General features: G+C 74.0%; 10 protein-coding genes. 4 read left to right on the top strand and 6 right to left on the bottom strand.

The features are described 5' to 3' along the window. Positions 1 to 127 precede the first annotated feature (127 nt). Positions 128 to 3247, top strand: coding sequence for a BTAD domain-containing putative transcriptional regulator (locus tag OHA34_RS13210; RefSeq protein WP_329521746.1), 3120 nt, complete (start codon positions 128 to 130; stop codon positions 3245 to 3247). Here the strand turns inward: OHA34_RS13210 and OHA34_RS13215 are convergent. The 3 genes from OHA34_RS13215 to OHA34_RS13225 form a co-directional block, all read right to left on the bottom strand. Next, a complete protein-coding gene (locus OHA34_RS13215; RefSeq protein ID WP_329521747.1) occupies positions 3154 to 3690 on the bottom strand; it encodes an SRPBCC family protein in 537 nt (178 codons plus the stop codon). The two genes, OHA34_RS13210 and OHA34_RS13215, sit on opposite strands and share 94 nt — an antisense overlap. Positions 3691 to 3777: 87 nt before the next feature. Continuing rightward, positions 3778 to 4080, bottom strand: coding sequence for a hypothetical protein (locus OHA34_RS13220; protein WP_329521748.1), 303 nt, complete (start codon positions 4078 to 4080; stop codon positions 3778 to 3780). Then, positions 4077 to 7256, bottom strand: a complete 3180-nt coding sequence (locus OHA34_RS13225) for an AfsR/SARP family transcriptional regulator (RefSeq protein ID WP_329521749.1) — start codon at positions 7254 to 7256, stop codon at positions 4077 to 4079. Before OHA34_RS13225 ends, OHA34_RS13220 begins: the two co-directional genes overlap by 4 nt. A gap of 91 nt (positions 7257 to 7347) precedes the next feature. On the opposite strand from OHA34_RS13225, the gene OHA34_RS13230 reads away from it, so the two are divergent. Further along, on the top strand, positions 7348 to 8223 hold the full coding sequence (locus OHA34_RS13230) for an NAD(P)-dependent oxidoreductase (protein ID WP_285944200.1): 876 nt from the start codon (positions 7348 to 7350) through the stop codon (positions 8221 to 8223). 45 nt (positions 8224 to 8268) lie between these two features. Here OHA34_RS13230 and OHA34_RS13235 read toward each other — a convergent pair whose 3' ends face one another. After that, positions 8269 to 9081 (bottom strand): hypothetical protein, encoded by an 813-nt coding sequence (locus OHA34_RS13235; RefSeq protein WP_329521750.1) that lies wholly within the window; start codon positions 9079 to 9081, stop codon positions 8269 to 8271. A 246-nt stretch (positions 9082 to 9327) separates the two neighbouring features. Here OHA34_RS13235 and OHA34_RS13240 point away from each other — a divergent pair, with 246 nt between their 5' ends. Then, on the top strand, positions 9328 to 10794 hold the full coding sequence (locus OHA34_RS13240) for a hypothetical protein (protein WP_329521751.1): 1467 nt from the start codon (positions 9328 to 9330) through the stop codon (positions 10792 to 10794). A 69-nt stretch (positions 10795 to 10863) separates the two neighbouring features. On the opposite strand, the gene OHA34_RS13245 is transcribed toward OHA34_RS13240, so the two are convergent. Further along, on the bottom strand, positions 10864 to 11661 hold the full coding sequence (locus tag OHA34_RS13245) for an IPT/TIG domain-containing protein (protein WP_329521752.1): 798 nt from the start codon (positions 11659 to 11661) through the stop codon (positions 10864 to 10866). 192 nt (positions 11662 to 11853) lie between these two features. Between OHA34_RS13245 and OHA34_RS13250 the strand changes: the two genes are divergently transcribed. Beyond that, positions 11854 to 12873 carry an LLM class flavin-dependent oxidoreductase gene (locus tag OHA34_RS13250; RefSeq protein WP_285944196.1) on the top strand — a complete coding sequence of 340 codons (1020 nt, stop codon included), beginning with the start codon at positions 11854 to 11856 and terminating at the stop codon, positions 12871 to 12873. A gap of 45 nt (positions 12874 to 12918) precedes the next feature. On the opposite strand, the gene OHA34_RS13255 is transcribed toward OHA34_RS13250, so the two are convergent. Beyond that, the gene (locus OHA34_RS13255; RefSeq protein ID WP_285944195.1) at positions 12919 to 13557 is read right to left on the bottom strand and encodes a TetR/AcrR family transcriptional regulator; all 639 of its coding nucleotides are present in this window, start codon (positions 13555 to 13557) and stop codon (positions 12919 to 12921) included. Positions 13558 to 13622 lie beyond the last annotated feature (65 nt).

Consider the following 13622-nt stretch of genomic DNA (forward strand, 5'->3'; position numbering starts at 1 on the left):
CGCCGTCCAGGGACTCGCGGATGATGCCGGCGTGGCCGGCGTGCTCCCTGTCCGAGCAGTGCGGCCGGATGCGGACTCGGCGGCATCGGCGACGGGACATCCCTTCAATGCCTTTAAGGTCACACATATGCGTTTTGGAGTCCTGGGACCCGTCACCACCTGGACCGATGCCGGTGAGGCCGTCACGGTCCCCGGGCTGAAGGTGCGCGTGCTGCTCGCCGACCTGCTCGCTCACGAGGGACGGGTGGTCTCCACCGACCGCCTCGTCGAGGACCTGTGGGGCGACCGGCCGCCCGCCAATCCGGTCGCCGCCCTCCAGGTCCGGGTGTCGCAGCTGCGCCGCACGTTGCAGGAGGCCGAGCCCGGCGGGAGGGACCTGGTCGTGTCGCGCGCGCCCGGGTACGCGCTGGCCGTCGGCCCGGACGCGGTCGACTCCGTCCGCTTCGCACGGCTGGCCGCGGAGGGCCGGTTCGCCGAAGGGCTGGAGCTGTGGCGGGGCGCCCCGTTCGCCGAGTTCGCCGACGCCGAGTTCCTCCAGCCGGTGATCGCCCGGCTGGAGGAGGCACGGCTGTCGGCCGTGGAGAGCCACGCGGAGGAACGGCTCGACGCGGGAGAGCGGGTCGAGGTGGCCGATCTGCTGGCCGAGCACCCGTTGCGCGAGCGGCTGCGCGCCGTCCACATGCGGTCCCTCTACCGCAAGGGGCTCCAGAGCGAGGCCCTCGCCAGCTACGCCGACCTGCGGGAACGGCTCGCCGACGAGCTCGGGCTCGACCCGTCACCCGAGCTGGCCGCGCTGTACGAGCGGATCCTGCGCCAGGACCCGGAGCTGAGCGGCAGGGGCCGGCGGCCCCGCACGAACGTGCCCGCCGCGGTCGGCGACCTGATCGGCCGCGAGGGCGCGGTCGCGGAGGTCGGCGCGCTGCTCGGGACGGCGCGGCTGGTCACGCTCACCGGTTCGGGCGGGGTGGGCAAGACGAGCCTGGCGCTGGAGGTCGCGCGGCGGCTGCTCGACGCGTACCCCGACGGCGCGTGGATCGTCGAGCTCGCCCCCTACGAGCGGGACGCGACGTCGCTCGCCGAGGCCGTCCTCGCCTCGCTGGACATCCGCGCCGACTCGGCGGGCCCGCTGGAGCGGCTGGTCGAGGCGCTGCGCGACCGGCGGCTGCTGGTGGTGCTCGACAACTGCGAGCACGTGGTCGACCAGGCCGCCGGGCTGGCCGAGCGCCTGCTGGGCCAGGTTCCCGGGCTGCGGATCCTGGCGACCAGCCGCGAACCGCTGAACGTCGCGGGCGAGGCGCTGTGGAGCATTCCGGCGCTGGCGCTGCCGGACGGGTCCGAGCTGGCCGCGGTGGCCAGGGCCGACGCGGTGCGGCTGTTCCTGGCGCGGGCGACCGCGTCCACCCGCGGGTTCACACTCGACGCCGGCAACGCCGGATCGGTCGCGCAGCTCTGCCGCAGGCTCGATGGCATCCCGCTGGCGCTGGAACTGGCCGCGACCCGGGTCAGGTCGCTCGGCGTCCAGGAGATCGTGGCCCGGCTGGACGACCGGTTCCGGCTGCTGGCGGGCTTCCAGCGCGGCGCCCCGGCCCGGCAGCAGACCCTGACGGCGATGATCGACTGGAGCTGGACGCTGCTCACCGACGCCGAACGGGTCGTCCTGCGGCGCCTGTCGGTGCACACCGACGGCTGCACCCTGGACGCCGCCGAGGCGGTGTGCGGCGAGCCCGGCGTCGACGTGATGGACGTCCTCGCGCGGCTGGTCGACCGCTCCCTCGTGGTCGTCGTTGAGGGCTCATCGGGGACGCGCTACCGGCTGCTGGAGTCGGTGGCGGCCTACTGCCTGCGCCGGCTGGAGGACGCCGAGGACGTCGAGGACGTCCGGGGGGCGCACACCACCTACTACACGGAGTTCGCCGTGCGGGCCGAGATGCATCTGCGCGGGGTGGAGCAGACGCACTGGATGCGGCGGCTGGACGCCGAGGCCGCGAACCTGCGGGCCGCCCTCGACGCCGCCCCGGCCGCCGGAGCCCTGCGCCTGGTGAACGCCCTGGCCTGGTACTGGTTCCTTCGCGGCCGGCTCAGCGAGGGGCGGCGCTCGCTGGCCGCCGCGCTGGACGCCGCGGGCGAGGCGCCCGCCGACGAACGGGCCAAGGCGACGGCCTGGCACGCCGGGTTCGCGATGCTGCTCGGCGAGACCGAGGTGATGCCGGCCGAGCCTCAGAAGGCCGCCCTCGGCATCGCCGATCCGGGCGCCCGGGCCAGGGCCCAGTGGTTCTTCGGGCTCTGCCTCGCCGACCTGGCCTTCGCCCGGGAACTGACCGACGCCGCGCTGGCCACGTTCCGCGAGATCGGCGACCGGTGGGGCGAAGCGGCCTCGCTGAGCAGGCACGCCCGCCACGCGTTCACCGTGCGCGACCTGGAGACGCTCGAGCGCGACGGTACCGAGAGCGAGCGGATCTTCCGGGAGCTGGGCGACCGCTGGGGACAGCTCCAGGCCACCGAGTGGCTCGGCGGTCTCGCCGAGACCAGGGGCGACGCCGGAGCGGCCGTCCGGCTGTTCACCGAGGGCCTGCGCTTGGCCGAGGAGATGGGGCTGTGGCCGGACGCGGTGCGCCACCGGTCCTGGCTGGGGTGGATGGCCATGTCCACCGCCGACTACGAGGGGGCCATGGAGCACTGCGGGGAGGCGCTGCGCCTGGCGAACGAGCAGGGCTACCAGGAGGGACGGGTCTTCGCCGCGATGGGCTACGGCTTCTCGGCCCGCCGGGCGGGGCTGCTGGAGATCGCGGAGGAGCACCTGAAGCGCCTGCTCGACGGCGTCGCGCGCGATGGGGACCCGCCCCTGTTCCTGCCCACGACCCTGGTCGAGCTGGGCTACGTCCGGGAGTTGCGCGGTGACGCCGCGAGCGCGCACGTGCTGTTCCTGGAGGCGCTCGCCGCGGCCAGGAAGATCGGCGACCCGCGCACGACGGCGTTCACCGTCGAGGCGCTGGCCGCCACCTCGCCGCCCGGGGACGGCGCCCGGCTGCTGGGCCTGGCCGCCGCGGCCCGCGACGCGCACCGCACCCCGTCCAGCCGGAGCGAAGCGGACGAGGTACGGCGGATCACCGCCGGGATCGTCGCCGCGCTCGGCCGGGACGCGTTCGACGCCGCCTACGCCCGAGGCCGCGAGCTGACCTTCGACGCGGTCCCTCTCGACGGCGCGGTGCCCTCCGACGGCGCGGTGCCCCTCGGGGAGGTGGTCTGAGCGGCCAGGTGCTCGGCGAGGCGGTCGAAGAACTCGATCCAGCCGGCCTTGGCCCCCTCGGCGTGCTCGGGGTCGGTGTCGACGCCGTGGTGGTGGAACCGCATCGTGGTGGTGCCGTCGTGCTCGTCCAGGGTCAGGGTGACCACGGCGGCGGGGCCGTCGACCGGATCGTCGGGGTCGCCGGTCGTGAACACCAGCCGGCCGGGCTCCTCCACCTCGCGGTAGGCGCCGCCCAGGGTGACCTCGAGGCCCTCGTCGCCGACCAGGACGGCCCGCCAGCGCCCACCCGGCCGGACGTCCAGGACGACGCGGTGGACGGGGGTCGTGAAGACGCGGGGGCCGAACCAGCGGGCGAGGCGCTCGGGACGGGTCCAGGCGGCGTACACCCGCCCGCGCGGCACGGCGAAGTCACGGACGATCTCGTACACGGTGGAGTGCGTCATCGTCGGCTGCCTCTCTCTCGAATGTCTCGGTCGCTTCCAGCGACGACGACGATGCCGGACGCCTCTTACGGTCCGTTTCAGGTTCCCTTACCGCGCCCGTCCAGGGGCCGTCCGGGCCGCACGTCCGGCCGCGGACGCGGCGACGGGGACGGGGGCGCCCGTGCGGGCGGACGCGGAGTCGGAGGCGGGGACGGACGGCGAGCTCGGGATGATGGCGGGGCTGCGGTCGCCCGCGCTGCTCCGCCCGGCCTTCGTCTTCGCGATCAGCGCGACGGGCTGCGGAATCGTCGCCACGTTCCTGCCGGCCGCGGTCCCCGCCGGGAACGTGGCGGCGGCCGGGCTGCTGGTGCAGGCGACGTCCGCACCACCGCCCCGGTGCGGACGGGTCATCCCGCGCGCAGCCGGGCTTCGATCCGGTCGACGTCGGCGCGCTCGGCCGGGGGCAGCGGGGCGCCCGCCGACGCGCGGGCCCCGGCCGCCGCCTTCAGCGATCCGGCGGCCTCCTTGTACCGTCCGGCCAGTGCCAGCGCACCCGCCGTCCCCTCCAGGGCGAGCGCGACCGCCCTGGGGTTGCCCGTGGCGCGGGCCGCGTCGAGGCCCTCGCCGTGGAGCCGCAGCGCCTCGGCCGCGTCGCCGCGCAGCTCCGCGATGAAGCCGAGTTCGGCCAGCAGCAGCGCCAGTCCGGGGGTCCCGCCGACCTCCCGCACCCACGGGATCCACCGGCGCAGCGACGACTCGGCGGCGTCGAGGTCACCCCGCCTGCGGGCGCCGAGCGCCAACCCGACGTCGGCGAACTGCTCCAGGCGCCGGTGGGACTCGCGGACGGCCAGCCGCCGCGCCCGCCGGTGCAGCCGTTCGGAGCGCTCCCCGTCACCGGTCAGCAACGCGATCCTGCCGAGCCTGGACAGCTTGTAGGAGACCTCGGCCCACAACCCGAGCCCCTCCGCCACGCGCAGCCCGTCCCGGTGCAGCTCCTCGGCCCGCCGGTAGTCGCCGGCGACCTCGGCGAGGACGCCGAGGGTCTCGGTGACCTGCGCCCTCCCCCAGCCGTCGCCGATCTCTGCGAACAGGGCGAGACCGCGCCGGCCGTCCCGGTCCACCACGGCCATGTCACCGGCGGTCAGCGCCAGCGTGGCCCGGCCGGTGAGCGCCGCCGCCATGCCCCAGCGGTCGCCGAGTGCGGTGAACCCGGCCAGCGACCGTTCCAGCAGGACGCCGATCGCCCGCTGGTCGCCGAACCCGGCACGGACGAAGCCGAGGAACCACTCGGCCCAGGCCAGGCCCCGCGGATCGTCCGTGTACGCCGCCAGCGCCGCGCGGCTCCGCGCATCGCGCTCGGCTCCATCGCCCTCCAGCATCGTCAGGCCGACCCGCCACGTTCTCGCCCTGACCAGCAGGCGCCTATTGGAGATCCCCGATTCCTCGCCGCTCGCGCTCAAGGCCAGGGCCACGAATCTCCGCGCCTCGCCGTGCCGCCCCCAGAGGAACCAGCACCAGGCCATCGCGTTCGCGAGCCGGAGCGCCAGGTCGGCGTGGCCGTCCTGCACGGCACCTTCAAGGGCGCCGTGCAGGTTCGCGGACTCGGCGCGCATCCTGGCCAGCCAGTGACGCTGTTCCCGTCCGCGCAGCAGCCCGTCGGCGCGCTCGGCGAACGCCGCGTAGTAGCGGTGGTGCCTGCGGCGCACCGCCTCGTACTCCCCCGCCTCCTGAAGCCGCTCGACGCAGTACGCGGCGACCGATTCGAGCAGGCGGTAGCGCGGCCCCTCCGCGACGACGACCAGTGAACGGTCCACCAGGCCGGCCAGCGTGGCGAGAACGTCCACGCCCTCGTCGGCGCACACCTCCTCGGCCGCCTCCAGGGTGCAGCCGTCGGCGTGCACGGCCAGGCGCCGCAGCACCGTCCGCTCCGTTTCCGACAGGGGCTCCCAGCTCCAGTCGATCATCGCGCGCAGGGTCCGCTGCCGTGCGGGGGCGTCGCGCTTCCCGGTGGCCAGCAGCCGGAACCTGTCGTCCAGCCGTTCGGCCAGCGTGTGCACGCCCATCGCGCGCACGCGCGTAGCGGCCAGCTCCAGGGCGAGCGGGATCCCGTCGAGCCGCCTACAGACCGCCGCGACGGCCTCGGCGTTGTCCGGGTGCAGCTCGAACCCGTGCACGGCGTCCGCCACCCGCTGCACGAACAGCTCCACCGCGCCATAGCGCAGCAGCTCTTCCGGGGCGGTTCCGGCGTCCCGTTCCGGCGAGTCCAGGGGCGGGACGCTCCACAGCCGTTCACCCGAGATCCCCAGCGGTTCCTGCGAGGTCACCAGCGCGCTCAGCCCCGGGACGTCCCTCAGCAGCGCCGCGACCAGACGCGCGACCGGCTCGACCACGTGCTCGCAGTTGTCGAGGACCAGCAGCATCCGTTTCCCGCGCAGCACCCCGCCGAGCCGTCCTGCGGACGCCGCGCCTTCCCCTCGGGGCGCGCCCTTCCCGCTGAGCCCGCCCTTCCCGCTATCCGCGCCATCACCGGTGGACGCGGCGTCATCGCGGAGGCCCAGCACCGCGGCCACCAAATCGGCCACGTCCGCCGCAGTCGCTGTGACGCTCAGCGCCGCCAGCTCGACCAGCCAGACGCCGTCCGGATGGTGGTCCACGACGTTCCGGGCCGTTTCTACTGCCAACCGGGTCTTGCCCACACCGCCGGGCCCGTTCAGCGTCACCAGCCGGGAACTCCCCAGGAGGCCCGTCAGCTCGTCCAGGGCGGAGGCTCGTCCCACCAGGTCGGTGACGAAAACGGGCAGGTTCGTACGCGGACGCTCTTCGCCGGACACGTCCAGCGCAGGGTCCTGACGCAGGATCGCCTGCTGGAGCTCGACCAGGCGCGGGCCAGGATCGAGGCCCATCTCGTCCCGCAGGCGCAGGCGGAGGTCGTCGTAGCTCTGGAGGGCCTCACTCGTACGGCCCGCCCGGTAGAGCGCCCGCATGTGCACGTCACGGAGCCGTTCCCGTAGCGGATGGGCCGCCACCGCCCCGCCCAGCTCGGCCGCCAGCAGCGCGTGTTCACCGGCTTCGAGGCGCGCCTCGGCCCGTTCCTCCAGCGCGGCGAGCCGCAACTCGCCGAGCCGTGCGCCTTCAGTGACCGCGGACCCGAACTCGGCGAATCCGAACTCGGCGAACGCCTCCCCACGCCACAGCGCCAGGGCGTCCCCCAGCAGGGCGGCCCTCGCCTCAGGCGCGGCCGTCCGCCGCGCCCTCGCCGCCAGAGCCTCGAACCGGCCCGCGTCGACCGCCTCGGCGGCGATCCGCAGCCGGTAGCCCGCCGGACGCGATTCCACCAGCGCCCGGCCGCCCGCCTCGGCGTCCTCCAGCGTCCGCCGCAGCTGCGACACCCTCGCCTGCAACGTCGCCTTCGGGTTGGCAGGAAGCGCGTCCCCCCACAGCCCGTCGATGAGCCGATCCGCCGGGACGATCCGTCCGGGCCGCGCCAGGAGGTGGGCCAGCAGCACGCGCACCTTGAGGTCGGTGACCGGGACCGGCGTGCCGTCCTCGGTCCACACCTCCATCGGCCCGAGCACCCCGAAGCGCATATGCCCACCGTATTGCAGCGAATCCACCCGAAGGATCCCCGAAGTCCCCCGCCGCATGCTGGTGCCGACCACCGACACCAAGGAGCACAGCATGTCCGAGAACCACCCCGCCCCCGTGACGGTCATCGGCCTGGGCCTGATGGGGGCCGCGCTCGCCGAGGCGTTCCTCCGCAACGGGCACCCGACCACCGTGTGGAACCGCTCGGCCGCCAAGGCCGCCCCCCTCGTCGCCAAGGGGGCGGCGAACGCGGCCACGGTCACCGAGGCCGTCACGGCGAACGCGCTCGTCGTCGTCTGCCTGTCGCTGTACGACAACGTGGACGAGGTGCTGGACACCGCGGGCGACGCCCTCGACGGCCGGACGATCGTCAACCTCACCAACGGCACGCCCCGCCAGGCCCGCGCCATGGCCGAGCGTGCGACCGCGCGCGGCGCGCGCTACCTCGACGGCGGCATCATGGCCGTCCCCCCGATGATCGGGCAGCCGGCGGCCTCGATCCTCTACAGCGGCCCCGAGGACGTGTACGAGCCGCACCGCGCGACGCTGGCGGCCCTCGGGACCCCCCGCCTCCTGGGCGCCGACCCCGGCTTGGCGGCCCTCTACGAGATGGCCCTGCTGAGCGCGATGTACGGCATGTTCGGCGGCTTCTACCAGGCGCTCGCGCTGGTCCGCACCGAGGACGTCCCGGCGGCCGAGTTCACCCCGATGGTGGTCACCTGGCTGACCGCGATGATGCACAGCCTCCCCCGGCAGGCACTGGCGATCGACACGGGCGAGTACGCCACCGAGGTCTCCAGCCTCGCCACCAACCAGGCGGCCTTCCCCAACCTGGTCGACGCGAGCCGCGACCAGGGCGTCGGCGTACGGCTGATGGAGCCGATCCACGCCCTCATCGAACGCGCCGTCGCCGAAGGCCACGGCGAGGACGGCCTGGCCCGCCTGGTCGAGTTCGCCGAACGCCCCTGACCCCCACTGCCCGCCCGGACGGCGCGCACCGCGGGCGGGAGGCGGTCAGCCGCGGGACCGTTCGGGGTGTTCGGGACGTTCGGGCGAGGTGGCGGGACGGTCCGACGCGGTGCGGTCCGACACGGTGCGGTCCGACACGGTGCGGTCCGACACGGTGCGCTCCGGCAGGGGGGAGCGGCGCGGCTCGGCGGCTTCGGCGGACGGGCGGCCGTCGTCGGGCTCCGCCGCCGGGGCTGGGTCCGGGTCGGGCGACCCCAAGGGGGCGTCGGCGGCGTGCCCGCTGCCGGGCCCCTCCTTGAGCAGGCCGGAACTCTCCAGGTACTGGCGGCCTCGGGGGGTGATGTCCCAGGCGTTGACGCGCCACTCCCTGCGGCGCCAGACCACGCCGGCCGACAGCAGCTTGCGGCCCACCCGGCTGATCTCGGTCTCGTCCGTGCCGAGTTCGGCGGCCAGCTCGCGGTTGGACAGGCCCTGCCGCCGCGCCACCACGCTGAGGAACCGGGCGGCGTGGCTGTCGGGCTGGAGCGCGAGCTGGAGCCCGGAGGGCAGCCGCCGCAGCGCCCAGTGGACGACGTCGATGAGGCCGAGGATCCGGCCGCGCTGCTCGCGCTGCTCGCCGTCCAGGGCCTGGACGTCGAGATAGTGGCGGTGCAGCCATTGCAGCCCGTCCTGCACCTCGACGAGCGCGGGTTCGTCGGCCGTCAGCGAGGCGTCGGTGATGATCATGCCGAGCGCGCTGAAGTGCCCGTCGCTGATGACCTTGGCCTGTTCCATGGAATCGAGAAGCCGCCGGACCTCGGTCCGGCGGTCGCGGCCCTGCGAAAGGGTGCGCGGCATCAGCTCGGCTCTCACGTTCACGGCTCACCTCAGGATCGTCGAGTACGCCGGCCCACCCAGGGTGCATCGAGTGCCAAGTGAATGTCAAGCGACACGTTCCGCCAGGTCCGCGGTGCGGAGATCGACGGCACCGCGGCCCGATCCGGCAGCACCACCGCTGAAGATCGCGCCATTTTCTGTAGCAGAAGACACTGATGGGGCGAAGTTCCGAGAGTTAGCATCGGGTGACCACGCGTTACGAGCCCTGTCAACCCCCCGGGGGCGTATATGACGGATCAGTTGGCGGCACCTGCCTACCCGGCCGAACCAGCTGATCTCTTCGTTGATCTCTACGACGCCCTGCCCGATCACCTCTTCCGGACCTGGGAGCCGACCGGGTGGTACGACGATCCCGCGGTGAATCGGCAGGCGAACGACATCACCGAGATCGTGCTGGACCGCGGCGAGCTGCCGCCCACGCTGACCGCGCATCTGATCGCCGAGCACGGCGACCTCGGCCGCTTCACGCTCCTGCTCGGCCTCGACGGCGCGCTCGCGCACGCCAACCCGTACGGCCCCTACCACGACACCGGCGCCCTGACCGAGGTGCTGACCAACTGGACGATCGACGGGCGGCTCAACGGTCCGGGCAGCCCCGGCGCGCTGCTGCCGCGCTGCGCCTTTCCCGGACGGCCGCGCGGGCTCAGGTCCAAGGCCGAGTTCTTCGGCGTGCACCGGATCCCGCCGGCCGAGTGGGAGAAGATCGACCACATCCGGCTCCCGGCGGTCAACGACCCACACTTCGCCCGCGAGCGACCCGTGACCGTCGGCTGCGCGCCCATGCTGGAGAGCTTCGACGACGTCGAGATCGAGTTCGAGCGGCGGCACGGGATGACCGTCTACCGGCTGCGTCCGGTTGACTCGGCGGCGCTGCGAGGCCGAATCAAGACGATCATCCGCAGGCTGGACGAGTCCGGCGCCCAGATCGCCGTGATGCCCGAGGTGGCGCTGTCGGAGACGATGCTCGAGCAGTGGAAGGAGGAGGCGTTCGACACCGCCGGCCGCGACCGCGAGCGCCATCCCCTGCGCTTCCTGATGCTCGGCACCGGACCGCTGGGCGGCGGCGACCCGCCGCCCAACCGCGCCGTCCTGATCGACCGCTGGACCGGTGAGGAGCTCCTGGTCCAGGACAAGCTGTCCGGTTTCACCCTGGACGCCGCGCAGATGCGGCTGTGGCGGCTGCCCGGCGCGCCGCGCACGGGCACTGCCGAGGAGTACGCCGCGCCGGGCTCCACCATCCGGGTGCTCGACTCCAGCCTGGGCCGCCTCGCGGTGCTGATCTGCGAGGACATCAGCCGGACGGTCGGCTGGGAACGCGAGTTGCAGTCCTGCGGGGTGTCGCACCTGCTCGTGCCGATCTTCTCCAAGCCGATCATGGAGTACCGCTGGGAGCAGCAGGCCGCCGAGCGCCAGGTCGGCTCGCTCGGGACCTGGGTCACGGTCGCCAACAGCCTGGCGATCGGCAGGGCCATCCCCGAGTCGGAGCTGCCCGGCCCCCGGTACACCTGCCTGGTCGCCGGCCCGGAGAACCTGGCCCGCACCACCTACAGCATGGAGCTCCAGTTCGGCACCGCCGAGACGGGCGACGGCATCGGCCTGCTCAAGCCCGGTGAGGACCCGCCGACCCTCCCCAGGCTCTACCCCGGCGCGGCCTACGACCTCTGGCACGACCACTGGCGTCCGCCGCCCGCCTGACGCCCGGGACCGCCCCGGCCGCAGCGGCGCGGGCGGCCCGGCTCCGGCGGCGCGCGGGCGGCGCCGTGGTCACTGGACGGTGAAGTCCTCGGGGCTCGGGGCGTTGCCGGTGGGGGTGACGACGATGGGACGGCCGCTGGCGGCGCCGCTCGGGACCGTGGTGCGCACCTGGGTGTCGGTCACGTCCGTGGCCGGCGACTCGGCATCGCCGAAGCGCACTCTGGAGGCCGAGCCCAGGCCGGTGCCGCGGAGGGTGACGGTGGTGCCGGCCTCGCCGGAGACGGGGTCGATGCCGTCGACCCTCGGGGGCAGCGCCTGGTCCCGGCCGGTCTGGGCCGGGGCGAGCAGGGTGCCGAAGACCGAGCGCAGCTTCTCGGCGGTCTCCTGGGAGAACAGGCCGACCAGCGCGGCGATGGCGGTGATCCCGTACGGGTTGATGTCGGAGGTGCCGCCGGCCGGCGAGGTGAGGCCGCCGCGCAGGACCAGGTAGACGATCAGGCCGAGCAGACCGCCGATGAACGGCAGGAAGAGGTACATCATCAGCCAGCTCCGGCGCAGCGAGCGGTTGCCGACGTACCAGTAGAGCGATCGGAGCGCGTGCACCGTCGCGCCCAGCATCCCGGCCGCGAGGACGATGACGAACAGGCCCGTCTCGCGGCTCAGCCGCGGGGACCAGCCGGGGAGCCGGGCGGTGGTGGCGCTGGGCGGCAGCTCGGGGCGGCCGTCGGGGGCGAGGGAGGGGGCGGGCGGCCAGACCTGGACCAGGATCACGATCAGCACCGCGGCGAGCGCGATGAGCAGGACGGCGACGGCGATGATGTCGCGGGTGCGGGCGTATTCGGTTCCGATGGGCGACTCGTTGGGCACGGGCGTTCACCCCTCTCGGGCACTCCCTGGGGTATCGCCGTCACCGGGCGTGGCGTTTCGGCCGGGGCCGCCGGGGCGGTTCGTCCTCCGGTGGAGGCCGGTCCGCGGGGCCCGCTGTGCCCGGGACGCCGCGCCCCGCCTTTTTGCCCGGCGGCGGGAAGACGACGTGGCGCGGGCGGGTTGGCACTGTTCATGAGCATTCCCTTCTCCGTCCTCGATGTGGCCCCCGTCGCCGGCGGTTCCACGTCCGCGCAGGCCCTGCGGAACACCCTGGAGCTGGCCCGGCACACCGAGGGCCTCGGCTTTCACCGGTACTGGCTGGCCGAGCACCACGCGATGCCCGGGATCGCCAGTTCTGCGACGGCGGTGCTGATCGGGCAGGTCGCGGCGGCCACGTCCCGGCTGCGGGTGGGGTCGGGCGGGATCATGCTGCCCAACCACGCGCCGATGGTGGTGGCCGAGCAGTTCGGGACCCTGGAGGCGCTGTACCCGGGACGGATCGACCTCGGGCTGGGGCGCGCTCCGGGAACCGACGCGGCCACCGCGCGGGCGCTGCGCCGCTCGCCGGACGCGCTGTCGGTGGACGACTTCCCCGAGCAGGTCGTGGAGCTGCGCGAGTACTTCGGCGCGGACAGCAAGGTGACCCCCGCGGCCGGCAACGGGCCGCCGATGTGGCTGCTCGGTTCGAGCGGGTTCAGCGCGCGGCTGGCCGGGCTGCTCGGCCTCCCGTTCGCGTTCGCGCACCACTTCAGCGCGGAGAACACGCTTCCGGCGCTGGCGCTCTACCGCGACTCGTTCCGTCCCTCCGCCGTCCTGGAGGCCCCGTACTCGATGATCGCCGTATCGGTGACGGCCGCGGACACCGACGCGCGGGCGCGCGAGCTGGCGGCCCCGCAGGCGCTGTCGCTCCTGCGGCTCCGCTCCGGGCGTCCCGGCCCGCTGCCGACCCCCGAGGAGACGGCGGCGTACCCGTACACGCCGGTCGACCGGCAGATCATCGACTCACGGCTGGCGGGGCAGGTCCTGGGCAGCCCCGACACGGTCCGGCAGCAGCTCGACGCGCTGCTGGAGCAGACCGCCGTGGACGAGGTGATGGTGACGACGTCGACGTTCGAGCAGGCCGACCGGCTGCGCTCGTACGACCTGGTGGCCGAGCTGTACGGCCTCGCCGACGCCCCACGCCGGGAGCACCCCTCCCTGGCCCGCGGCTGACGCTTCTCCCGACGGCCCGTCCGGACGGTCTCTCCGGGCGGGCCGTCAGCTCAGTTCGGCTACTACATCGGCGGTATAGGCGCGCACCGCCCGTTTGGTCTCCGCGATCAGGGCCTCGTCGCCTTGGCGGTCCTCGCGGAACGCCAGGGCCAGCAGCGCGTCGGCAATGGCGACCGCCGCCCGCGCCGCGGAACGGGCGGCCGGGGTGTCGGGCAGGCCGTACCAGTGCCCCCACAGCCCGAGGAGGCGTTCGGCCAGGGCCTGGTTGCTCTGCCGGTCGAGTCTGCGCGCGGCGCCGCGCAGGCCCCCGCCGAACCACACGGTGCGGAAACCGTGGCGCTCGCGGAAGTAGGCCACGAAGGCGTCGATGACGCGGTCGGCGGCCTCGCCCGCCGTCGGCGCGGGGCCGTCCGCCGCCACGCCCGCGAGGATCGCCACGAACCCCTCGGTCCACTGCTCGGCCAGCGTCTCGATGATCGCTTCGACGTTGGGGAAGAACTGGTAGATCGAGGCGACGGAGATATCGGCGCGCTCGGCGACCGCGGAGGTGGTCAGCGCGTCATGGCCGCCCTCTTCGAGCAGCTCACCGGACGCTTCGAGGATCTGGCGGACCCGCTCCCTGCTGCGCCGCTGGGTCGGGGTGCGCCGCATCGCCGGATTCTCCTCGGCCGTCTTGCCACTCATGGGTCCGCAGCGTATCGTGACAAACCTGAATCTGAATCAGATTTAGGTTTACTCGATCTCCTCCG

Origin of the sequence: Spirillospora sp. NBC_01491, assembly GCF_036227065.1 — a bacterium.
Taxonomy (GTDB): Bacteria; Actinomycetota; Actinomycetes; order Streptosporangiales; family Streptosporangiaceae; genus Spirillospora; species Spirillospora xylanilytica.

Bases quoted from the DNA above. Each gene is read 5' to 3' on its own strand.
- OHA34_RS13210 (WP_329521746.1), top strand. From the start codon at position 128: ATGCGTTTTGGAGTCCTGGGACCCGTCACCACCTGGACCGATGCCGGT.
- OHA34_RS13215 (WP_329521747.1), bottom strand. From the start codon at position 3,690: ATGACGCACTCCACCGTGTACGAGATCGTCCGTGACTTCGCCGTGCCG.
- OHA34_RS13220 (WP_329521748.1), bottom strand. From the start codon at position 4,080: ATGACCCGTCCGCACCGGGGCGGTGGTGCGGACGTCGCCTGCACCAGC.
- OHA34_RS13225 (WP_329521749.1), bottom strand. From the start codon at position 7,256: ATGCGCTTCGGGGTGCTCGGGCCGATGGAGGTGTGGACCGAGGACGGC.
- OHA34_RS13230 (WP_285944200.1), top strand. From the start codon at position 7,348: ATGTCCGAGAACCACCCCGCCCCCGTGACGGTCATCGGCCTGGGCCTG.
- OHA34_RS13240 (WP_329521751.1), top strand. From the start codon at position 9,328: ATGACGGATCAGTTGGCGGCACCTGCCTACCCGGCCGAACCAGCTGAT.
- OHA34_RS13250 (WP_285944196.1), top strand. From the start codon at position 11,854: ATGAGCATTCCCTTCTCCGTCCTCGATGTGGCCCCCGTCGCCGGCGGT.
- OHA34_RS13255 (WP_285944195.1), bottom strand. From the start codon at position 13,557: ATGAGTGGCAAGACGGCCGAGGAGAATCCGGCGATGCGGCGCACCCCG.